At 35.0% G+C, this 20,185-nt stretch carries 17 protein-coding genes, 1 tRNA gene and 9 pseudogenes; 7 read left to right on the top strand and 20 right to left on the bottom strand.

The features are described from left to right. Positions 1 to 542: 542 nt before the first annotated feature. A pseudogene (locus JSQ73_RS01690) lies at positions 543 to 671 on the bottom strand (IS5/IS1182 family transposase); the annotation flags it as partial. A 2-nt stretch (positions 672 to 673) separates the two neighbouring features. Here JSQ73_RS01690 and JSQ73_RS01685 point away from each other — a divergent pair. The 3 genes and pseudogenes from JSQ73_RS01685 to rho all read left to right on the top strand — a co-directional run. Further along, a pseudogene (locus tag JSQ73_RS01685) lies at positions 674 to 796 on the top strand (IS5/IS1182 family transposase); the annotation flags it as partial. 114 nt (positions 797 to 910) lie between these two features. Next, positions 911 to 1,516 carry a cell cycle transcriptional regulator TrcR gene (locus JSQ73_RS01680; protein WP_214249460.1) on the top strand — a complete coding sequence of 202 codons (606 nt, stop codon included), beginning with the start codon at positions 911 to 913 and terminating at the stop codon, positions 1,514 to 1,516. 194 nt (positions 1,517 to 1,710) lie between these two features. Continuing rightward, entirely contained in the window at positions 1,711 to 3,117 is a 1,407-nt protein-coding gene (gene rho / locus JSQ73_RS01675; protein WP_214249461.1) for a transcription termination factor Rho, read from the top strand. Positions 3,118 to 3,389: 272 nt separating this feature from the next. Here rho and guaB read toward each other — a convergent pair whose 3' ends face one another. Beyond that, a complete protein-coding gene (guaB, locus tag JSQ73_RS01670) occupies positions 3,390 to 4,877 on the bottom strand; it encodes an IMP dehydrogenase (protein ID WP_214249462.1) in 1,488 nt (495 codons plus the stop codon). Positions 4,878 to 5,000: 123 nt separating this feature from the next. Then, positions 5,001 to 5,796 (bottom strand): annotated as a pseudogene (rsmA, locus tag JSQ73_RS01665) (16S rRNA (adenine(1518)-N(6)/adenine(1519)-N(6))-dimethyltransferase RsmA). A gap of 77 nt (positions 5,797 to 5,873) precedes the next feature. On the opposite strand from rsmA, the gene JSQ73_RS01660 reads away from it, so the two are divergent. Both JSQ73_RS01660 and JSQ73_RS01655 read left to right on the top strand, forming a co-directional pair. After that, positions 5,874 to 5,946: transfer RNA gene (locus tag JSQ73_RS01660), tRNA-Thr, on the top strand. 24 nt (positions 5,947 to 5,970) lie between these two features. Then, positions 5,971 to 6,681, top strand: a complete 711-nt coding sequence (locus tag JSQ73_RS01655; protein ID WP_214249463.1) for a triosephosphate isomerase — start codon at positions 5,971 to 5,973, stop codon at positions 6,679 to 6,681. Here the strand turns inward: JSQ73_RS01655 and JSQ73_RS01650 are convergent. From JSQ73_RS01650 to JSQ73_RS01620, 7 genes and pseudogenes are all read right to left on the bottom strand, one after another. Further along, the gene (locus tag JSQ73_RS01650) at positions 6,619 to 8,310 is read right to left on the bottom strand and encodes a recombinase family protein (protein WP_214249464.1); all 1,692 of its coding nucleotides are present in this window, start codon (positions 8,308 to 8,310) and stop codon (positions 6,619 to 6,621) included. The two genes, JSQ73_RS01655 and JSQ73_RS01650, sit on opposite strands and share 63 nt — an antisense overlap. Beyond that, entirely contained in the window at positions 8,219 to 8,494 is a 276-nt protein-coding gene (locus tag JSQ73_RS01645) for a hypothetical protein (RefSeq protein ID WP_214249465.1), read from the bottom strand. Before JSQ73_RS01645 ends, JSQ73_RS01650 begins: the two co-directional genes overlap by 92 nt. Before the next feature lie 106 nt (positions 8,495 to 8,600). Then, positions 8,601 to 9,062, bottom strand: a complete 462-nt coding sequence (locus JSQ73_RS01640) for an ankyrin repeat domain-containing protein (protein ID WP_214249466.1) — start codon at positions 9,060 to 9,062, stop codon at positions 8,601 to 8,603. Between the two features lie 33 nt (positions 9,063 to 9,095). After that, positions 9,096 to 9,797, bottom strand: a pseudogene (locus JSQ73_RS01635) (ankyrin repeat domain-containing protein). Positions 9,798 to 9,965: 168 nt separating this feature from the next. Next, complete coding sequence (locus tag JSQ73_RS01630) at positions 9,966 to 11,126, bottom strand: phage tail protein (protein WP_214249467.1); 1,161 nt, start codon at positions 11,124 to 11,126, stop codon at positions 9,966 to 9,968. Continuing rightward, on the bottom strand, positions 11,111 to 11,884 hold the full coding sequence (locus JSQ73_RS01625; protein ID WP_234301839.1) for a baseplate assembly protein: 774 nt from the start codon (positions 11,882 to 11,884) through the stop codon (positions 11,111 to 11,113). Before JSQ73_RS01625 ends, JSQ73_RS01630 begins: the two co-directional genes overlap by 16 nt. Positions 11,885 to 11,886: 2 nt before the next feature. Further along, entirely contained in the window at positions 11,887 to 12,222 is a 336-nt protein-coding gene (locus tag JSQ73_RS01620; RefSeq protein WP_214249934.1) for a GPW/gp25 family protein, read from the bottom strand. Positions 12,223 to 12,440: 218 nt separating this feature from the next. Here JSQ73_RS01620 and JSQ73_RS01615 point away from each other — a divergent pair. Continuing rightward, positions 12,441 to 12,851, top strand: a pseudogene (locus JSQ73_RS01615) (IS110 family transposase); the annotation flags it as partial. Here the strand turns inward: JSQ73_RS01615 and JSQ73_RS01610 are convergent. The 4 genes and pseudogenes from JSQ73_RS01610 to JSQ73_RS01595 all read right to left on the bottom strand — a co-directional run. Further along, a pseudogene (locus JSQ73_RS01610) lies at positions 12,851 to 13,176 on the bottom strand (major capsid protein); the annotation flags it as partial. The pseudogenes JSQ73_RS01615 and JSQ73_RS01610 sit on opposite strands and share 1 nt — an antisense overlap. Continuing rightward, positions 13,163 to 13,696 (bottom strand): annotated as a pseudogene (locus JSQ73_RS01605) (S49 family peptidase); the annotation flags it as partial. The pseudogenes JSQ73_RS01605 and JSQ73_RS01610, both read right to left, overlap by 14 nt. 105 nt (positions 13,697 to 13,801) lie before the next feature. Further along, positions 13,802 to 14,341, bottom strand: a pseudogene (locus JSQ73_RS01600) (ankyrin repeat domain-containing protein); the annotation flags it as partial. After that, complete coding sequence (locus tag JSQ73_RS01595; protein WP_234301838.1) at positions 14,326 to 14,553, bottom strand: hypothetical protein; 228 nt, start codon at positions 14,551 to 14,553, stop codon at positions 14,326 to 14,328. The pseudogene JSQ73_RS01600 and the gene JSQ73_RS01595, both read right to left, overlap by 16 nt. A 281-nt stretch (positions 14,554 to 14,834) precedes the next feature. Here JSQ73_RS01595 and JSQ73_RS01590 point away from each other — a divergent pair, with 281 nt between their 5' ends. Then, positions 14,835 to 15,578 carry a hypothetical protein gene (locus JSQ73_RS01590; RefSeq protein WP_234301837.1) on the top strand — a complete coding sequence of 248 codons (744 nt, stop codon included), beginning with the start codon at positions 14,835 to 14,837 and terminating at the stop codon, positions 15,576 to 15,578. Positions 15,579 to 15,590: 12 nt separating this feature from the next. Here JSQ73_RS01590 and JSQ73_RS01585 read toward each other — a convergent pair. The 6 genes and pseudogenes from JSQ73_RS01585 to JSQ73_RS01560 all read right to left on the bottom strand — a co-directional run bounded on the left by JSQ73_RS01585 (position 15,591) and on the right by JSQ73_RS01560 (position 20,141). Next, positions 15,591 to 17,351, bottom strand: a pseudogene (locus JSQ73_RS01585) (AAA family ATPase). Positions 17,352 to 17,612: 261 nt separating this feature from the next. Continuing rightward, complete coding sequence (locus JSQ73_RS01580; protein ID WP_234301836.1) at positions 17,613 to 18,389, bottom strand: AAA family ATPase; 777 nt, start codon at positions 18,387 to 18,389, stop codon at positions 17,613 to 17,615. Continuing rightward, positions 18,328 to 18,624: a hypothetical protein gene (locus tag JSQ73_RS01575; protein WP_234301835.1), complete on the bottom strand. Its 297-nt coding sequence runs from the start codon at positions 18,622 to 18,624 to the stop codon at positions 18,328 to 18,330. The genes JSQ73_RS01580 and JSQ73_RS01575 overlap by 62 nt, the downstream gene beginning before the upstream one ends. Beyond that, entirely contained in the window at positions 18,578 to 18,844 is a 267-nt protein-coding gene (locus JSQ73_RS01570; RefSeq protein WP_234301834.1) for a hypothetical protein, read from the bottom strand. The genes JSQ73_RS01575 and JSQ73_RS01570 overlap by 47 nt, the downstream gene beginning before the upstream one ends. After that, positions 18,841 to 19,320, bottom strand: a complete 480-nt coding sequence (locus tag JSQ73_RS01565) for a hypothetical protein (RefSeq protein ID WP_214249414.1) — start codon at positions 19,318 to 19,320, stop codon at positions 18,841 to 18,843. The genes JSQ73_RS01570 and JSQ73_RS01565 overlap by 4 nt, the downstream gene beginning before the upstream one ends. Positions 19,321 to 19,343: 23 nt before the next feature. Next, a complete protein-coding gene (locus tag JSQ73_RS01560; protein WP_214249413.1) occupies positions 19,344 to 20,141 on the bottom strand; it encodes an ATP-binding protein in 798 nt (265 codons plus the stop codon). Positions 20,142 to 20,185: the final 44 nt, after the last annotated feature.

Genomic DNA, 20,185 nt, shown 5'->3' with positions numbered 1-20,185 from the left:
GTCTGAGATCAAATAAGAAAATCTGGTCATGCGCTGGAATGAAATGGTGGAATGTCCTTCTTGTCATTCCAGTACTCCTTTTCTTGTCATCCCAGTGCTCCGACACTGAGATCCATTTTTCCATCATCAGAAACGTTGATTACTTTTATACTCGTAAATTTAACTGGATCCCAGTGTCGGAGCACTGGGATGACACCTCTCTTAAATTACTTTAGCTACAAATATCAAGAAATTTACCAAGTAGAAAAAAGACAAAAGAAACCCCCTATTAGCTAGTTGTGACTCCTGAAAATTGGCCTGTCTTAAACAGCCCGTTTCAGCTTATATGGTTAAAAAACTGGAAGTTTTGTAAAGAAATAAGATGCACATAGTGCAAAAAATTAAAAATAAGACGACAACTGCGTTATGCTTTTGTCGTTTAATCTGCACAGACGAAGATAAATAGTATAGCCATATCCTTATGGTAAGGGAGTTGAAAAATTTATAAAGCAGGTTCTTTCATTAGTTTTTTTGAGAACATCAAACAATTACTTAGAACCTGTTCATAATCTTTTGAGGAGGAAAGCAGCGAAAGCAAGAACGACCATTTGCAGGCTAGTGTTGAGTTTCCGCTCGCAATTTTTCCAAAGTCGCCTACATTTTTGCAACCAAGCAAAAGATCTCTCAACAACCTGAGAGATCTTTTGCTTGGTTGCAAAAATGTAGGCGACTTTGGAAAAATTGCGAGCGGAAACTCAACACTAGCCTGCAAATGGTCGTTCTTGCTTTTACTTCTTTCCTCCTCAAAAGATTATGAACAGGTTCTAAGAGATAAGAAATATAAACCAAAAAGCCATTGGATGACAAAGTTAATGCTTTTTTAGTTTTAATGGTTTATATTTTATTTCTATAACAGTAAAGGAATATTAAAATGAGAGATGTTTTTTCGATGTCAATGGAATCTTCTAAAGACAATAAAGATAGAAATGAACAATTTCTCATGCAAGTAGCTGCTTGGTTGGTTGATAACACTAGCTTAACTTTTGATCAAATAGCACAATGTTGCAAGTTATCCCTTGAAAAAGTACAAAATATAGCTGATGAGGAAATAGAAGTTGAAAAGTATGACCTTATTATTTCTGAAATAATTACTGAAAAAGAAATCGATAATTGCAAAAAAAATCCAAATCGTGTACCAAATTTGATTATAAAAAATATGAAAAAAAGGGCAAAGACGATTAGCTTTCTTGCCTTTGCTTCCACAGCAAGGCGTAGAGATAAACCTAATGCGATTTATTATTTGGTAAAAAAATTTCCTATCTTGAACAATAATGTGATAGCTAAGCTAGTTGGTACAACAAATTACACAGTTGAGCAGGTAAGAGATAGATCTCATCATAACATACTTAATATCAAACCTCAAGATCCTGTACTACTTGGTTTATGTAGCCAGGAAAATTTAGAAGCGGAAGTAGAAAAAGCGAAAGTAGAAGAAGAGAAGAAACAAAGATTAAAAAATATAAATAATAGCTATTGATGATTCTCAAATTCTTGTACTTTGTTAATATTAAATTGACTTGACTTGTTAGTTTTTATCAGTATAATGTAAGTAAAGTGTCCAATTTAATGATAATTAAGTCTAAATACGCACTAAAAACTAGCTCAGCCTAATTCATTGTTTTGTATTCACATTTTAGGTTAGTAAGCATCAATTAAAATTTTTGGAGGATTATGACAACAATCAATGAAGATGTCTTAGCAAAAGGAGAGGTTGTAGGTCAACCTGAAAAAAGCGAACAAACTCATAATGCTGACGAAGTAAAACAAATGACCAGTGAAGGTGCTGAAAAAAACAAGAAAACATTGGACCTGAGCGAATTGAAAGAGAAAACAGCAGAAGAATTGTTAGAGCTAGCTGAAGAAAGAAAAATTTCAACTAGTGGTAAAGGCAATGGCAGGATGCTAAAACAGGAAATGATATTCAGTTTAATGAAGAAAATGAGTGAAGAAGGAGGCATAACCACAGGAAGTGGAGTAGTGGAAATATTGCCTGATGGTTTTGGTTTCTTACGTTCATCAAGTGCAAATTATGCTCCAAGTACCGATGATGTTTATATTTCCAATGGCCAAATAAAGAAGTTTAATTTACGTACAGGAGATATGGCATGTGGAAAAATAAGGCCACCTGGTGATAAAGAAAGATATTTTACTTTAACTAAGGTTCAAAGTATAAACTCTACTGAAATCAGTGAATTAAGAAAGTACGTACATTTTGATAATTTGCTTCCGCTTTATCCTGAAAAAAGCCTCATCCTTGAAAACAACAGTAGCAGAGATAATAAAAAAGATATAAACATGCGTGCTGTAGATATAGTTACACCTCTTGGAAAAGGACAAAGAGCATTGATAGTTGCTCCACCTCGTACAGGAAAAACGATATTGCTTCAGCAAATGGCTCACTCTATAGCTACAAATCATACTGAAATAGAACTAATAGTATTACTTATAGATGAAAGACCCGAAGAGGTGACAGATATGATACGCTCTGTAAAGGGTGAAGTGGTAAGCTCTACATTTGATGAACCTGCCTATCGTCATGTCCAACTTGCTGAAATAGTAATAGAAAAAGCTAAAAGAATGGTTGAACACAAAAAAGATGTAGTGATTTTGCTTGATTCTATAACTCGCCTTGCACGTGCTTATAATGCAGTCATTCCTTCTTCTGGAAAGGTTCTAACAGGTGGTGTAGATTCAAATGCGCTGCAAAGACCAAAACGCTTTTTTGGAGCAGCTCGTAATATTGAAAATGGTGGTTCTTTGACAATCATTGCTACAGCCCTTATAGAAACTGGTTCAAAAATGGATGATGTTATTTTTGAAGAGTTTAAAGGCACAGGTAATGCTGAAATTATACTAGATAGAAAACTTGCTGATAAACGTATATTCCCTGCTATTGATATTACAAAATCCGGAACAAGGAAGGAAGAGCTATTAGTTGATAAGGCCATACTAAATAAAATATGGGTATTGCGTAGGATACTTAACCCTATGGGATCTGTTGAAGCAATGGAGTTTTTACGTGACAAATTACTTTTAACAAAGAGCAATGCTGACTTTTTTAACTCCATGAATCACTAAAAGTAAGCCAATTCTAATGGAGCAAAAAAGCAAAGCTCTCTTATAGCTAAAATAATTTGGATTTATCAAAATATATTAAGCTGGCAATCTACCTTAAGTTGCTACTCCAACTTATAGCACTGATTTTGATCAAAAATTTTATGTAGTCAGTTTATTTACAATCGATTTTTCAGTGTCAGCCACTTAGATGACATCTTTTTGACTCTTAATATTAATATGTTTATACAATTGTGTACCAGTGTTGAAATGACACACTCAAAAGGGGATTGTATTTACTCTGAATCAGATGATAAATTAGATGCTTGGTAAGCGTAATTTGGAGCTTCCTGTGTAATGATTATATCATGAGCATGACTTTCTCTTAACCCTGATGAAGTAATAGTGATAAATTTGCAGTTTTTTTTCATCTCTTCTATATTACGGTTGCCAGTGTAACCCATTGCAGCTTGCAACCCACCAATTAACTGACAGATCACTCCTGAAGCTGGACCTTTAAAAGGAACTCTTGCTTCTACTCCTTGTGGGACTAAATCAAGTTTTGAATCTTGAAAATAACGGCTAGCTGACCCTCGTTTCATTGCACTAATAGATCCCATTCCTCGATATTCCTTATATGCTCTACCCTTATACATGATAATCTCACCTGGGCTTTCCTCAGTACCAGCAAAGATTGAACCTATCATCACAGTATCAGCACCAGCTGCAATAGCTTTTGCAACATCTCCCGAATATTTTATTCCACCATCAGCAATTAGTTTGACATTTTTTGTTTTACAAACCTCTGCAATATTCTTAATCGCAGAGAATTGTGGCATACCAACGCCTGTAACTATTCTAGTAGTACAAATTGATCCTGGCCCTATTCCAACTTTCACTGTATCAACACCAGCATCAATCAACGCTTCAGCAGCCTCTGTTGTTGTGATATTTCCGCCGATTAATTGAGTATTCGGATACATCTTTTTTATTTCCTTAATAGTGCTGATAACGTTCTGGGAATGACCGTGAGCGGTATCTACAATAACCACATCAACTTCTTCTTCGACCAAAGCTTCACATCTTTCTATACCGTCTTTTTTACCAGTACCAATTGCAGCGGCAACTCTGAGTCGACCTTTACTGTCTTTACATGAATTTGGATATCTATTGTATTTTTCGATGTCTTTAACTGTGATTAGACCTATGCAACAAGAATTTTCATCAACAACCAAAAGCTTCTCTATTCTATTTGCATGCAACAATTTCATTGCTGAGGCGCTGTTTACTGCCTGCTCTCGAACTGTTACTAACTTATCTTTTGTCATTACCTCGGAAACTTTTATATTCATGTTCTGGTCTTCAATAAACCTCACATCTCGATTAGTTAAAATTCCCACTAACTTGCGTTGATCAACTACAGGAATGCCGGAATAATTATACTCTCTCATTAATGAAACTGCTTCTGCAACTGTTTTATCTGGGGAGATTGTAATTGGGTTATACACGATCCAGCTTTCATATTTTTTCACCCTTCTTACTTCTAACACTTGTTCATCTATTGATAAATTCTTATGTATGCAACCTATTCCACCATGTTGGGCAATAGCTATTGCAAAGCCTGATTCAGTGACAGTGTCCATTGCAGAGGATATGAGAGGGATATTTAGTTCTATATTATTTGTTAGATAAGTTCTTGTATCTGCATCACGAGGCAATACATCAGAATGGGCCGGTAAGAGAAGTACATCGTCAAACGAATAACAAGCTTCCATTTTTTTCATATGCTTTATTTAAAGCTTATACGCCAATTAATGAAATTGCAATAGAGCTTTTGCAAAATTAGCCTGGCTCCAGCTATTTTTAGATCAAAATAGGATAGAAGAGGTATGTAGCTCCTAATATATTTATCGCATAATTATATTTATTTGCTAGCAAACAGAACTGCTCAATAGTTAAGCTTTCTGGACGTTCGTCTCCACTCAGTTTAGCATTCTCAAGAGTAGTTGAGACATCACTAGTTATACTTTGCAAGCTATTTCTCAGCATCTTTCTTCTTTGAGCGAACACAGCACGTGTTAGCTTTGTTAAGGTTTCTAAATTTACTGCAAATCTTGGAGTGGGTAAAGGTTTTGCTGTAATTACTGAAGAATATACTTTTGGTCTTGGAAAAAATTCTTTAGGTTCAATATCAAATTCCTTTTTTATGTCGCATAGTAACTGGCTTAGCACTGATAGGGAACCATAATCTTTAGAATTAGGTTCTGCTGTAATACGCTCTGCTACCTCCTTTTGGAACATTAACGTCAAATTCGTAAAAAATTTTATATTATTTAACCACTTTAAAAACAACGCTACTGAGATATTGTAAGGCAAGTTAGCAATGACTTTGACTGGACATTCTACCAGCTCTTTTTCTACAACATTAAGTGCATCTGCTTCTATAATTCTATATTTTCCCTGATGCTCATTTAGCAATTGTTCGTGATGTTTCACTAAACTACTATCTTTTTCTATAGAAAGTAGAAACTTTGGATTATACGCCAATATTTCTCTTGTTAACGCACCATACCCAGGACCAATTTCAATAACATTAAAATCTTTCAGGCTACCAGCTAAGGCAACTATTCTTTTTGTTATCTCATTCGATAAAATAAAATTTTGCCCTAGATTCTTTTTTGGCTTCAGTGAAAATTTTTTCATATGATCTTAGTATGCAGTATTTTAAAAATTAGTTGACGAAAATTCATCAATAATTGTATATTGTCAGTGTATTTAATGCCGGCTTAGCTCAATTGGTAGAGCAACTGACTTGTAATCAGTAGGTTGTCAGTTCAAGTCCGACAGCCGGCACTCTTATCCATACAAGTAAAGTTGATGTCCTTTTTAATAGTAGCAAATTGGAAAATGAATGGAACACGTTCTTCATTTGTTGATTTTATAGGCAAACTTAACAACAAGAGCAACGAAATTACCTCTAAATTAGTAATTTGCCCTCCTTTTACATCATTTCCAAGCAGTATAGAGTTGAACAATAATATTAAAATAGGAGGACAGAATTGCCATCATAAAGAGTTCGGTTCTTACACAGGTGAAATTAGTGCAGGAATGTTGAAGGAACTAGGATGTAGTTACGTAATACTTGGACATTCTGAAAGGGCTCATGAAAAAGATAGTGAAATAAAACTTAAATCGAAAACAGCAATAGAATCAGGATTACACCCAATCATCTGTGTAGGTGAAAACTCAGAAGATTATAAAAATAAAAAAACAAAAGAAGTAATAGAATATCAATGCAAAAACCGTTTGCTAACACAAGGTGAATATACCATAGCATACGAACCGATATGGGCAATAGGAACAGGAAATGTGCCAAATAATGACGCAATTGCTGAGGTGATAGAGATAATAAAATTGTGTACTGGTAAAAAACGCATTATATATGGTGGCTCAGTCAGCTCAGAAAATATAGAAAAATTGCTCAGTATTCCAAATCTATTAGGAGTTTTAATTGGTAGTGTAAGCTTAGATTTTGATCACTTTTATCAAATTATACAACAAGTCAAGAAAAAATTTTCTCTTAATTAATTCTAAAGGATAAATACTCTTATTGTCATGACGTCCAGTACAATGTTGCAAATTAAAAATCTCTCCATCTTGTTCTGGTTCTTCGATTCTAAACGCCACTTCTACCTGGTCATAACCAATCTGAATTCGTTCTACTAATGCTTTAATGATGCCACGCTTAATTTGCCAATCTAGCTGTTCCAAATTAGATTTTACACTGGAATAAAGACTCTTTATACTGTTGATGATAAGGTTCATTCTCTTCTCTATTGCTTTTTGATCAACTACCTTTTTCTTCTCTTCTTCTATCCCTCTTAAGCGTTCCCTCATTCTTTTCATCGTCTGTTTAAATTCTTCCTCACTTATATATCCTTTATCTCCTACATTTTCTTGACTATAATAGCCTTCCATTAACTTTTCGATGCCTTGTTTTATTTGATTTTCCCTTCTTGCAAACTTCTTATCTGATGATTCATCATTTTTATTTTCTGCAATTCTACGGTGATACTCATTTTTTATTATCTCTGGGTTTTTTAGTAAATTTTTCACCTTTTTCCATATAGCTGTTTCTAACATATCTGTACGGACCAATTTATTAGTACACTTCTCCCTACCATCAGTAATACGTATAGTACTACTACAGCAATAATAGCTAAACTTTTTTCCCTCAACTCCACATTGTGCACCACTATACGCATATCCACAGTTTTGACACACAACTAGACCTTGTAATAGATATTTCTTTTTTCCTCCCTCTCTCTGCATCCTTGCTCTTTTTCTATTTTCATCCAGTTGCTTTTGTACTTTATTAAATAACCCTTCATCAACTATTTTTGGTACTGGTATATAAATCCAGCTTTCCTCATCTGTGCGACAGATAGAAACCTTTTGTTTATTTCTTTCTCTTTTTTCAACCCTCTTTAATTTACCAAACGCTGCTTGTCCTTTATATGCTGGATTTCTTAATACCTTCCAAATTATTATTGGACACCACACCTTCTTTCCAGTTCTTGTTCTAATTGACTTATCTCTTAGTCTACGTATCACTTCCCTTATACTTATTCTTTCTTGCCCTACCCACATGAATATCTGCTTTACTATTTTTGCTTCCTCTTCATTTATTTCAAACTTTGTCTTTTCTCTATCTACATGCTTTATACGATTATAACTAAAAGGTGCAATGCCAATTACACTTACACAGCCTTTTTTTGCTCTATGGAGTTTTCCCCTACGACTACGTTCCATAATCTTTGTACACTCATATTCTGCCACTAATCCTTGCATTCCCAATAACAATTTAGACTCTGGATTATTTTCAGTCTTATGATTTAAGAATATTACTTCTACTCCTGCTTTTTCAAATTCATCAAGTAATATCATTTTATGTGCAGATTTTCTTGATAGTCGGTCAGGTGAATGAATATAAATTTTATCAATTTGATCTTCTCCTACTTTATCACGTAATGCATCTAAACCTTCACGTTCTAAACTCCACCCAATAAGCCCATCATCCTTAAATTCATACTCATTCAATAACTCATGCTTATCTGCAGCAATTCTATGTTTGAGCTCGGCAATTTGACTCTCTATTGTATTGCTCTGCGCTTGACTCTTCGATGAAACTCTTGCATATAAGGCCACTGTTATCATTTTTCTTTATCTCCTTTTCATTGTTTCTTTTTACCGCATACCTTAGTAACAGCTCATAGGCGTCTGCTAGATGTTGTTCCGCTAATTCATCTGGCTCGTATCGGCAAGTTAATGTTCTTTTTCTCATAGTTTCTCCTGCAAATGTTTTTGTAGTGCAAGGAGCCTTACCACTCCTTTTTTCCATCAATCCATTTACTCTTATGAAAAAGACCAACTTTTATCAGCTACAGCCTTCAAATTTGGTCTAGCCCTTCCTTTGCCAACTGCTGTTGCGCTTTCTGATACGACTCTTATTTTTTTAACAAACTTTCCATTTTCTCTGTTTCTTTCTTTAATACCTCGGATATTTCTTTGCTATTTTTTGCATAATCCATCGCTGTCATTCCAAATTTATCTGCTTGCTCTATTTCAGCCACTGCTTTTACTAGCTCCTCCACTATTTCTTTTTCACCTACCATACATGCAAGGTGCAATGGAGTGCATTTATTTCCATATTCTTCCGCATTTACATTTGCTCCTGATTTTATTAATTCTCTCACGGTTTCTAGACGTTTCTCCGTTACCGCTAGGTGTAGTGCTGTGTATCCTTCTACATCTGCTGCATTCACATTCACTCCTTTTTCAACTAATAACCTCACTGTTTTTGCGTCTATTGCATAATACAGAGCTGTTCTTCCATTCTCGTCTCTTGCATAAATATTTTTATATGAGTTCTCTAATAGAGACTCCTCTTTTTTACCCAGCTTTACCATAACTTACTCCACTTTTTCTTTAAATTTAAATCCCTAAGCCTTCCTTCTCACCCCCTCATCTATCATTTCGTTCACTTTGCTCATTATCTTGCTTGCTAAATTTTAACATTCTTTCTTTATTAGCGATTTGTCTCTCTTCCTTATTTCTCCTATCTCTATTATTTTTAGCTCCGGCATGTAGCTTCCATTCAACATGTCTGCTATTTCTCCCACTAGCCCCTCTATTCCATAGCACGTCAGTTCTCTACTTTTTGTTACTCCACCTTTTTCTCTCAAAAATTTACTTGCCTTTTCACTCTCTTTGCTATCACATAGACGATACTTTTCACTTTCCCAGATGTAATACATTGGCGTTGCTCCGTACTTATTCAGTTGATTAACCTCAGCTCCTGCTTTTACTAGCTCTTTTATTATTTCAACTCCTGCTCCTCCTATTTTGCATGCAGAGTGCAGTGGCGTACATCCAGTAACATATTGAGTGGCATTTACTTCCGCTCCTTCCCTTAGCAGCACTTTCACATTTTCTAAGCTTTTTGCGAATACTGCATAGTGCAGAGGTGTATAACCATTTTTATCTCTTGCATTAACATCTGCTCCTTTTTCTATTAATAACCTCACTGTTTTGTAATCAGAGATTTCTACTGCTTGATGCAAGATCGTCTCTCCTTCTTCATTTCTTTTATTAATATCGTTACTTGACACTTCTTTAAAAAACTTACTCTTGCTAAAACTCATTTCATACCTCACAAAATTAGCTTTTCTAGCGCCAGACAAATTTCTTATATTTACCTGCTGCTATTCAAGTCATGTCCTTTTTGGAATGAAAAAGCAAGTCTTTTTCTTTTTATTTCATACATTTTTACCTATTATTAGTAATATATATGAGAATTTAAATATAAATACTTAACTTATTATAGATATAACTTGACTACTTTTCCAACTTCTGTTCAAATGTCGATGTTCGTGCCATTTCAGTACTCCTGGGTAAAATACTAAAATGTGCTTTTCTAATTCGTGTATTGAGTCTTTTTGCTCTGAATCTAATTCACTTTCAAAATGAATGTTGTGCTCTGCTAAAGCGTATTTTGTAATCTTTTGATCGGTATGATTTTTTACTTTGTAATCATGGGTAACGCTAAACCTTTCTAAAATTGGTTTGTGTTTTAAATTCCAACGTTGCCCTGAAAGTTTATCGTTTCCCAATACAAATTTATTTCCTTCTTCTTCTATGCTACTAACCGGAAAGCACGCATTTATTTCTTCTAAGTTCCAACTGTCCGATAATATAACTTGCGCCTTCGCAAACTTAATTTCTGGTAATAAACTCTGTGGTAATGGATATAGTGCTTTTAAATTGTACCACTGATGACTCCTTTCATAGATGCCTTTGTAATCCTTTGTGTGAGTCTCTGTTTCTCCAAGTACTGCTACACCTAATCGATATATGTCATTACTAAATGTTTTTTCATAATGCTCTCTTAAATAGTTGTCTACAATCTCTACTAACGGACCTCTAGAACTGAAAAAATTTATTCTTCCAAACGATAACACTGGCCCATCTTTTTCAACCTTTCTACCTGAATAGTCTGATAGTAAGCTGCCAAATATACTCTCATCTAAAATAAACCTATCAACGTTGTAATAATCGTTAAAAATCCTCATTAATCGCGATCTTGCTGGTAGTGATAGTTTTGCAAGTTCTAATACTGCATCTACAAAAAAGTCATTTGGAACATCTTTTATTCCTACTTGTAATTCAAAAAAATGTCTTCCTGGTGATTCTTCGATAATTGCAATATCTTCTATATTTGCCCACTTTAGTGCTATTTTGAGTGATGCTGGAGTTCCTCTCAGTCTTTGAAATTTCACTCCTTCTACTACAGCTTTTCTTTTGTCTTTTACCCAGCGCAGTATCTCTTCTAAACCATATTCTTCTATTATCCATGGTAATATTTCTTCTTTTAGGTTGAACTTAAACCCTCTGATACAGGTTGGATCAACCTTATAATCTATTGCATCTAACAGCGCTTTTTCTTGTTTTGTTGCGTTTAGTGGCAATAGCATTTTAAATTTCGCAAATTTGCACACTCGTTACCTAGCACCACAACATCCTCTCTTGGCTCGATTAATTCTACGTTTTCTACTCCTTTCACAAACAAATTCGCTATTATCCACGATCTTGTAACATCCCAGCCCAACCTTCTATTTGCTTCAAACTTCTTGATGAACTGCTTCTTGATTTCTTCCTCTGATATTACAGGACTTATGCTCATTCTGCTGTGAATATCTATTTCCGTAATATTGCAACTTATCACTGTTACTGTATCAGTTAAAACCCTTATATCATCTCTAGTAACCTGCTTTTTTACAATTTTAAGTAGCTCTTCTGACGCTGTGGATAATTGTGTTGATAAGATTGAAATTTGTACTTTTCCTGGTATAGGTGATTCCACTAGTGCATCTTTTACTCTACTATCTGCTGACAGTGCATAATACCTATAATACTCCTTGCTTCCACACGCTACTATCTTTGCTTTAATTCTTTTTCTAAATCGTTCATCATCTTCTTCTTTCTGCCTCTCCACTCCATAAAACCCAGCTAAATTATCAAGATCTTCTCCCGTTGCAAATTTTAGTAAATTGCTCTTTACTGATTCATTTATTCTTTGTCTTAGTAACAATTCCCTCCATGCTGCTACTTCTAATACCTTCATCGCTGGGTCACTTTCTACTAATGCTGTAAAACTTTTCACTAACTCTTCCTTCATCCGAGAAAAAATCTCTTCAAAGTTCAGTGGTTCGATAATATTTGGCTGCTGCATTTTTAAACAACTACTCCATTAATATTTATGAACTTACCTTCTGAAAGATAGACACCTTCTAAATTCAATGTTACTCTCCCTTCTTTTACTCCTTCAACTTTTACTTTTTCTAACTTAAATCTCTTTTCCCATTTTTCCAAAGCTTCTGCTGTTGCTGCATATATCTCAAGTGTTAAATCTCTATTTATTGGCTTATCTACTAATTCAAATAGTCTTGACCCATAGTCTCTCCTCATTATTCTCCTGTTAATAGGAGTAGTTAATATATCAATCATTGATTGTTTTAGATGTTCTATTCCCTCTAATTCTTTACCTGTTTTAGCGTCCATTCCTTGTATCTTGAAAAAAGCATCTGATGTTTTAAGCTTAAGCATTAGGTGGAGAAGGGAGAAATTCTGCGTTCATTCCTAGATATAAAATCTGCATGAAAGATTAAGAGTTCCCTTCTCAAAAGTAGAGGCTGGACGGTATCGTAGAAAAACCTAAATGGTTCTAATTCTGTATTCACAAGGTAAGCCTTACTTTTCATTTTAAATGGTAACGTATTGGGTTATATATGATCAACAACTTTTTAGGTATAGACATTTCAAAAGAACACTTTGATGTTTCTCTCTCATTCATAAGTAAAAAAGGAAAACGTGAAGCAAGGAAAAGAAAATTTAAAAACAATGATATTGGGTTTCAAGGTCTGCTGAGCTTTTTACAAAAACATAATTTAGAAGAAGTAAAAGCCTGTATGGAATTCACTGGTTGTTATGGCGAAGCTTTGGCTGAATTCCTTTACAAAGCTGGATATTTTGTTAGTGTTTTGAACCCAGCTTGCATAAGCTTTTATGCAAAAAGTAAGCTTGCACGGCAGAAGAATGACCAGTCTGATGCAGAAATTATTGCAGATTATTGTCAGAGACAGGAATCTTCTCGTTGGACACCACCTTCCCCTGAAAAGAAAAAACTAAAACATCTTTATTCCTCAAATGTTATTCCACAGAACGTAAATTCTGATCTCATATCGTTCCGGAGCGCCGCACCTTCTTGCCATCTTTCATATGCTTCTTTTACTTTTGCATGAGAAGTAAGTGCATCAAAAAACTCAGGACTTACCAGTGCATGAATTCCCGTCACATATTCACCACTTAAGTTATCCTCAATATGCCGCAATACTTCCATACATTACGCTTTACATCTGTTGTTGCTGTTCCAAGGGCAAAATTTACTACTTTTGGTGTGATTTCAAATTCGTTGTACAGATTTAACAACTCTGACCCGTCAGCATCTAAAATTATTCCCTCGACTACCAGCAAAGATTGTGCTGTACTTAATACCTTTTTTTTCGTCAAACCCACTTTGATCTATATGACTTGCTATTACTCCTATACTCCCAACTCCTGAAGTGCAGGTAAGAAAAATCTTTTCAGCGCTAGAGGCTATAGCATATGCAGCAGAGTATGCATCATCATTTGCTATCGCTATTATCCTCTTTTTTCCTCTTGCACTGTAGATAAAATCAGCTAAGTCAAATACTCCATTTACCTCTCCTACTGGGCTATCTATTTCCAGTATAATTGTCTCTATACTACTATCTGCTAATGCTTGTGTAATTTGTTCTTCTATTTGCTCATATGATGTCATCCTGAGCATTTTATCAAACGCACCTGGTTTTTTAGTCAAGATTCCATGTATTGGTATAATTGCAGTTCTTTCTACGTTACTTTTGATAGAGTGATTTTTGAAAATTGGCTGTTTTCCTTTGTATAGCGATAGTAGCTCAAAACTCCTTGGTTCAAGCATTAATGGCTTTCCTAGCAATATCATAACCCTTTGCAATCAGAGTCAAACATTAAATTGAGACTATTTGCACGCTTTTGATCTTCTGCTATTTCTTGATCAATTTCTTCTACATCGTAACCCATTTCTGATACTACCTATTATAGCTACGTGCAAAGAAGATAATTTCATTGCATTTCTGCCACTGCCAACTACATTAACATTCGCGCCAAGATTTGAAAGTAATTTTACTACTCCTAGCTTCTTGTTGTTTACTGCATAATGAATTGCTGCATGATTTCTCGCATCAAGAATGTCCTTATCCGCATTTCCTTCTTTAATTAAAATTTCTACTATTTCTTCATTTCCAGCTCCTACTGCTAAGTGTAATGCTGTATGTAGTAGAGCATTCTGCTCATTAACATTAACCCCTTTGTCGAGTAAAAACCTTACAGCATTTGCTTCATTCAACATCGCAGCTAAGTGAGGTAAGCTATCTTCCTCTGATCCGTATTTGTTATTAATTAGCGCTTGTAATATTTCTTCTCTTGCACAATCTAGCGCACTTTTACCATCATCATCAGTGATCAGTGGATTAATATTTTTCCTGTTCAGTAAGAGTGCAACCATACCAAACTCGTTAATTTCTACTGCATAATTCAGCGGTGTCTTTCCATTTAATCCTCTAAGAGACTGTACATGATCTCAAAAAAGGGATAGAATGAGAGGATAAAGTAGGATATGGGAAGTTTATATCCAAGTGATATAAGTCGAGGAAAGTTTGAGATTATTGTAGCAGATCTGAAGTCTTGCAGGAAGAGGACCCTCTTCCTGCAAGACTTCAGATCTGCTACAATAATCTCAAACTTTCCTCGACTTATATCACTTGGATATAAACTTCCCATATCCTACTTTATCCTCTCATTCTATCCCTTTTTTGAGATCATGTACAGTCTCTTAGATTGTTTGTTCTTGTGAAGAAGATTATCTTGATTGGCCAAATGTAATTGATCCAAGTTGTAGCAATGAGATTTTCATTGATCCAGACTTTGATGAAGCATGTGATGACGCTATTTGTGAAAACTGTTCTCGTCATATTCTGCCTAATACTTATCAAAAACAGAGATTTCATCTCTTATCCATATACTTAAATATAGAGAAAATCATAGACTGGTTTGAAACCGAGTTGAATGATTTAAGACTTATGTGGGAAAAAGTGGAAAAAGGAGTTTATTATGTTTGTAATCAAGGTCGTACTGTAAATCTAATAATCCTTGATTTTTGTACTGATGCAATATTTCTAACTATAGATAAACTTAGAGTCCATCCAACAGTTCTCATTACTCTAAAAAAAGATATACCGAATCTATTATTGAGCCTATATGTAGTGCGAATGGTAGAACTGTTTTGTCAGCTTAAGACTTTAACTGAGATATTTCAAGAAGCAGCTAAAAGAGGAGTACCAGAGGTAGTAGAAAATACTTCTTTGCAAATTTTACCAGCTTCATATATTTCGCTTAAACGTGTTGAACCAATTGTACCAACAAAGCTTTTGGAGTTACAGGTAGTTAAAGGTATGGTATACGTTGATATCGTTGAAGTTATAAATAAAAAAGCTGTATCATGTCTTAATATTTTTCGAATATTGTTCAAGCAATTTTTACATGACTGTGAGAAAGAATTACCACCGGAAAACCATACACTTCTCAATATTAATCAGTTAGAAAAACTCTTGGGACTTAGTTTAGAAGCAGATTTAGAACATCAAATCAGAAAACCATTAAATAAAATGCAAAGAACAATCAAAACTACACTTGCTGAGAGATTAGGATTAAGTATTGAACGTGATGATGTAATACAAACCCTTGGTTGGCAAAGATCATCACATGGTTATCGTATTAACCCTTTTACTTTGACTATAAAAAAATAGAATTTCCTGATTTTAAAAATTTTCAGCTCCATGAGTAAATTTTTCAACTCCACGTGCAAATGGTCCTGTTTTTACATCAAGCCATTTATCTTCTTTTGAACCATTAGCCATTTCTTTAACTATTTGCTTTGCTTGTAAAAGCTCTTGAACTATACGCTCTAGTCTATCTCTTCTCATAATATGAAAAATTTCAGGCAGTCTATGTCGTTGTTTATGTATTCCTGCACTTCCTGTGTGAGTAAATGGATGTCCTGAAATAGCAGCTCGCGCAATTGAATTAATAAGATATATTTTAAGATCCTTATCACTAATATTTTGAGCTTTTAATTGTTCAGTGATGTCTTCTAATAGTCCTGTTTCTTCATTTCTCAGATAAGTACGTACAGTACGATCAGCCAGGCCATTTGCCTTAACAACAGCTCCATAAAATAAGGCATTTTGTCTTGGGATTTTTCCAATTGATCTAAAAATCATTGGTTTAGTTATATCCTCAACAGGCCAAAAAGCAAAAGAACACCTGACTCCATTTACGAGAGCAGAAGTACCTCGAATAGCATCTCGTGCTTGCTCTACTGTTGATATAGGCTTTTCTCCCTTCAGCTTTCTCATATGATGTGCAGTAATTATTGAAGCTCCAGTGCTACATGCTAAATCAGATAATAAACACATGAGATAATCCCCTACTGCTGGGTCAGCATTTAAATCTGCATGAATGAAAGAAGCAATGGGATCAAATATGATGAGCTTTAAATCCTTTATCCTGCTCAGCTGCTTCATTACCGACTCAAATTCTGGAGATATTTCTACAACTTTACCGCGAACATTCTTAAGTATGGCAAAAGATCCTCCTATATTTGGCAGTGGTACAATAAATAGCCTATCTTTATATTTTTATCTTTCACATTTGGGATCAAGTCGTTCTAAGCGACGATGTATTTCATTTGTATCATCCTCTGCGGAAAATATCACCACAGATCCGTGTTCAGTAACAAGTTGGCCAAATCCACACACCTGATCTATGCTACCTGCAATCTTGATGGCTAAGTCAAGAAGAAGCATACCTTTACCAGTATCACCCATTGCAGCCAAAATAGATGTTACACCCAAAAGAAATAATCCTTCAACCAAGAATCCTTGCTTTGGTACTGGACCTACAAAACGCTCTACACTCCAGTTAAAAATATCAAGTGGTGGTTTAATAATTATTTTTCTTGAGTTTTTTTCAATAAATTCTTCAATATTTATTCCCTTTAACACACAATCAGCAGCATCCCAACTCCTTGGTTTATTCGGTGGAATCTTAAGCGTAGCAAGTGATGCAACACCAAGTTCTAAAAGCTTCTTTTCAGCGTTTTTGGCATATTTATTACCTGCTTCATCGTTGTCTGGCCAAATGATAACATGTTTACCTCTAAGTGGAGTCTAATCTGTTCTATCAATAGGCGCATTTGCTCCAAACATCGCAGTTGTAGCTGTAATTCCTTTCTCTATAAGTGCTTCTGCGCATTTTTCTCCTTCTACAAGAACAACTTTATCGGACCTTAAAATACCCGGAATGTTGTAGAGTGGCCTTATCTCTGGCTCTTTGAATCTTTGTTTTTTAACATCAAATGGTTTAAAATGTTTTTTCTCTAAAGGAGGATCATAACGGTAGACTATTACAATCAATTGGTTATTTTCATCGTAGTAGTTCCAACTACAAGTCAGGTATTGTTCTAGATCTCTAATATTATTTTTTTCTTTGATGCCAAGCCATTCACTTATTGAGAGCATTACTTCAGGAAATTCTGTTTTCGCATTCTTCCCGTGTAATGTTGCCCAAAGGTCAATAATGTCACCACCTTCTCCTGTTGCAAAATCTTTCCATAATCCAGCTCTTTCACCTGTTAACTCTATTACAGTGCTTTTGCCTTTGTTACCCTGTACATCACCTACATAAAACTTATCGCCACGAAATGTTCCTCTTGGTAGTAGGTGAAAAAGACAAGATCTGATGTTTTGCAGAAGCTGAGTTTTCACGTTTTTGCAGACAAATTAAGCCGTAGCTATAACTTTAGAGTTTTGCCAACGTCCATTTACTCTGCTAATGAATTTTGCTGGTATTGATTTACCGTTTCTTAGCTCATATACTACTTGCAAGACACTTGCACGTTTATTTGGTTGAAACATTACCATACCAGATGTATAAAAGCTTCTTAAAGCATTAGCACCAATTAAAGCTTGAAAAGGACTTTTTGCGAGTGTAGGTGTGGATACTTTTCTGGTATGACGTGTGATAATTATTCCAGCTGTAGGATTAATCACAGAACGTAATCTTTCTATTCTGCTTTGCAGGCCAGAAAATATATTTTCATAATCAAGAGAATCCAAAACGGTAAGGTCTATCATTTTGATATCAAACTTTTCTTTTATAATATCTTTTATTCTCTCTATACCTTCATCATTTAAAGTTAATCTCATCTTTGTAGTAACAATCAAGTTTTCTTCTGCTAGATTTGGTAGCCTTTGATTAGTTATGATTTGTTGTATGCGTTCCCTGATGTAATTGTACTCCATCTCATTTTGCAGATAGATTATTTTTAGTGGCCTTGCTGACTTCATCTTAAGAAACGACACTCCTGCTGCAAGATGTGCAAGCAAAGAGAGAAGAAAATAACTTTTGCCAACCTTTGGAGTACCACCAATTACTAAAAGACCACCTGGAGTGAGAATTCGTGGAGCTATTATATCTTCTGGTATTGGTGATTGATCACTTAAGTACTGCTTTACAGAAAATATTTTTTCTTCTCTTTTCCCCCCTTTTTTCTCCACTCTTTGATTTTTTATTGAGCCACTTTCTAGCAGAATATATATCACCCTTAATTAAAATCCAAAGATCAATAATATCACCACCAGTTCCTTCAGTAAAATTACGCCAATCACCAGCTTCCTTACCTACTATTTTAACTGTAATTGTATTTCCATTTAAGTCTCCAATATAAGTTTTTTCTCGGTAAAACTCACCATTTGGAAGTAGGTAAGAAACACACTCCTTGGATATTATCAATCAATAACATCTTTAACTCTTTTTGCTTTTTAGACATAAAATTCCCATACATATTTTTCATACGTGTAAAGTTGAGATTAGCTAGCTCACAAACAGTTTCAAAAGATTTTGAATTCAGCCAATTAATTGCTTCTTCTCTTAGCTTTGGGTTTTTGCCTACTGCATCCTGAATACCTCTAGTAACGACAGCAGACCAAAGCTTTTCCTCGTCGTACTTCAAAATGGTACTCTGTCAATTTCATAATTTTTGCGGTATTCTACCGAAGCAATTTTGTTCTTCTCTCCATATTCATCAGTTATAACACCTACCTTTACTGTAAACTCTAAGCCATTTAATTCTGCAATTGAATTTAGCTTACGAGCAAGGATTGCACTTTCTGAGTTATCATGTGGATGAATGTCACGTGCTGATTCCAAGATACTGCGAAGCATAGAGCGGCCCATTTCTCTCCAAGTATCTTCTGCTTTACTACTTTTAATACCAATTATTTGGTAAATCTTATGCTTTTCATATAGACCTTCAATAACGGTAAATTCTGTATTTAAATAAATGCTACCGGTATTGGGGCTTTTAGTAAACCAATGCTCATAACCTCCAGGCTTGATTGTCATTTTTACCTTTACTATTGTACCTTTAGGTATTAGTCTACTTTGCGGTTTTACAGTGTTAAAATCAGTTAATAGGTTTTGTAACATATATCACTCTCCATGTTTAAATTTTAAAACTTGCTTTTAATCTTTGTAAGCAGCTTACCTAAGTGTGGTTCTTCAACCATACTCAGACGTCTACTACGATCCTTAGCTGGGTATCCCCATGGATTTAAAGTGTGGCAAACAAAAGAGCGCTTCTCCGTTCCATCATCTTTCTTGATTCCAACCATACTGATTACTTCGTCAATTATTCCAGGAATTTCACTAGCAGTTTTAGTTCCTTCGCATTGAGGTAGCCAAATTGGACGATTGAAGTCATCGAGATATTGACCTAAAGTGCCAACTATAATGATGTCCTTATCTCTAATATGCTGAAACTGGTTGAGCCAAGCCATCATTTCCTGAGCAAGTAACCCATAGGCAGCTCTCATATCCTGTTTTCCTGATCTCTCAGAAAAAGCTTCAGGTTGCATTTTTGCCCATAATAGACATAAACGTGAAGCAACGGTTATGCTATCTACAAAAATGCATCGGTATTTAGAAAACTCAGAGAAAAGATCTTTGTACTTACCAGATACATGTTCATGGTGTCTTTGGCTATATGCTTGATCAGACTTCAGCGCAGGATTAGGCCCCCCTATAAGACAAGCAATATCTCTAGCTTCATTCCAAGTGCGAAGACTAATTGAATCTCCTTGCCAATCTTGAACAGCAAGAAGCCCTGCTTCAAAATCAAGGCAAAGTGTTGGTTCATCTACGGTCTTTAGGAGACTTGTTTTACCAATACCATAAGGACCAAAGATGACCATTTTTACAGTTGATATTGTTTGCAATCTTTCATTATTATGAAAAATTTTAAGAACCATTATTTATCCATGCTACGATGTATATATACAAGAAAGGCAAAAAT

The sequence above is a fragment of the Wolbachia endosymbiont of Anopheles demeilloni genome, assembly GCF_018491735.2.
Lineage (GTDB): Bacteria > Pseudomonadota > Alphaproteobacteria > Rickettsiales > Anaplasmataceae > Wolbachia.
The sequence above is the reverse complement of the archived record's forward strand: the minus strand, read 5'-3'. Positions and strand labels throughout refer to the sequence as shown.

Coding starts and splice junctions, on each gene's coding strand:
- JSQ73_RS01680 (WP_214249460.1), top strand. CDS start 911: ATGAGAGATGTTTTTTCGATGTCAATGGAATCTTCTAAAGACAATAAA.
- rho (WP_214249461.1), top strand. CDS start 1,711: ATGACAACAATCAATGAAGATGTCTTAGCAAAAGGAGAGGTTGTAGGT.
- guaB (WP_214249462.1), bottom strand. CDS start 4,877: ATGAAAAAAATGGAAGCTTGTTATTCGTTTGACGATGTACTTCTCTTA.
- JSQ73_RS01655 (WP_214249463.1), top strand. CDS start 5,971: ATGTCCTTTTTAATAGTAGCAAATTGGAAAATGAATGGAACACGTTCT.
- JSQ73_RS01650 (WP_214249464.1), bottom strand. CDS start 8,310: ATGATAACAGTGGCCTTATATGCAAGAGTTTCATCGAAGAGTCAAGCG.
- JSQ73_RS01645 (WP_214249465.1), bottom strand. CDS start 8,494: ATGGAAAAAAGGAGTGGTAAGGCTCCTTGCACTACAAAAACATTTGCA.
- JSQ73_RS01640 (WP_214249466.1), bottom strand. CDS start 9,062: ATGGTAAAGCTGGGTAAAAAAGAGGAGTCTCTATTAGAGAACTCATAT.
- JSQ73_RS01630 (WP_214249467.1), bottom strand. CDS start 11,126: ATGCTATTGCCACTAAACGCAACAAAACAAGAAAAAGCGCTGTTAGAT.
- JSQ73_RS01625 (WP_234301839.1), bottom strand. CDS start 11,884: ATGCAGCAGCCAAATATTATCGAACCACTGAACTTTGAAGAGATTTTT.
- JSQ73_RS01595 (WP_234301838.1), bottom strand. CDS start 14,553: ATGGGAAGTTTATATCCAAGTGATATAAGTCGAGGAAAGTTTGAGATT.
- JSQ73_RS01565 (WP_214249414.1), bottom strand. CDS start 19,320: ATGTTACAAAACCTATTAACTGATTTTAACACTGTAAAACCGCAAAGT.
- JSQ73_RS01560 (WP_214249413.1), bottom strand. CDS start 20,141: ATGGTTCTTAAAATTTTTCATAATAATGAAAGATTGCAAACAATATCA.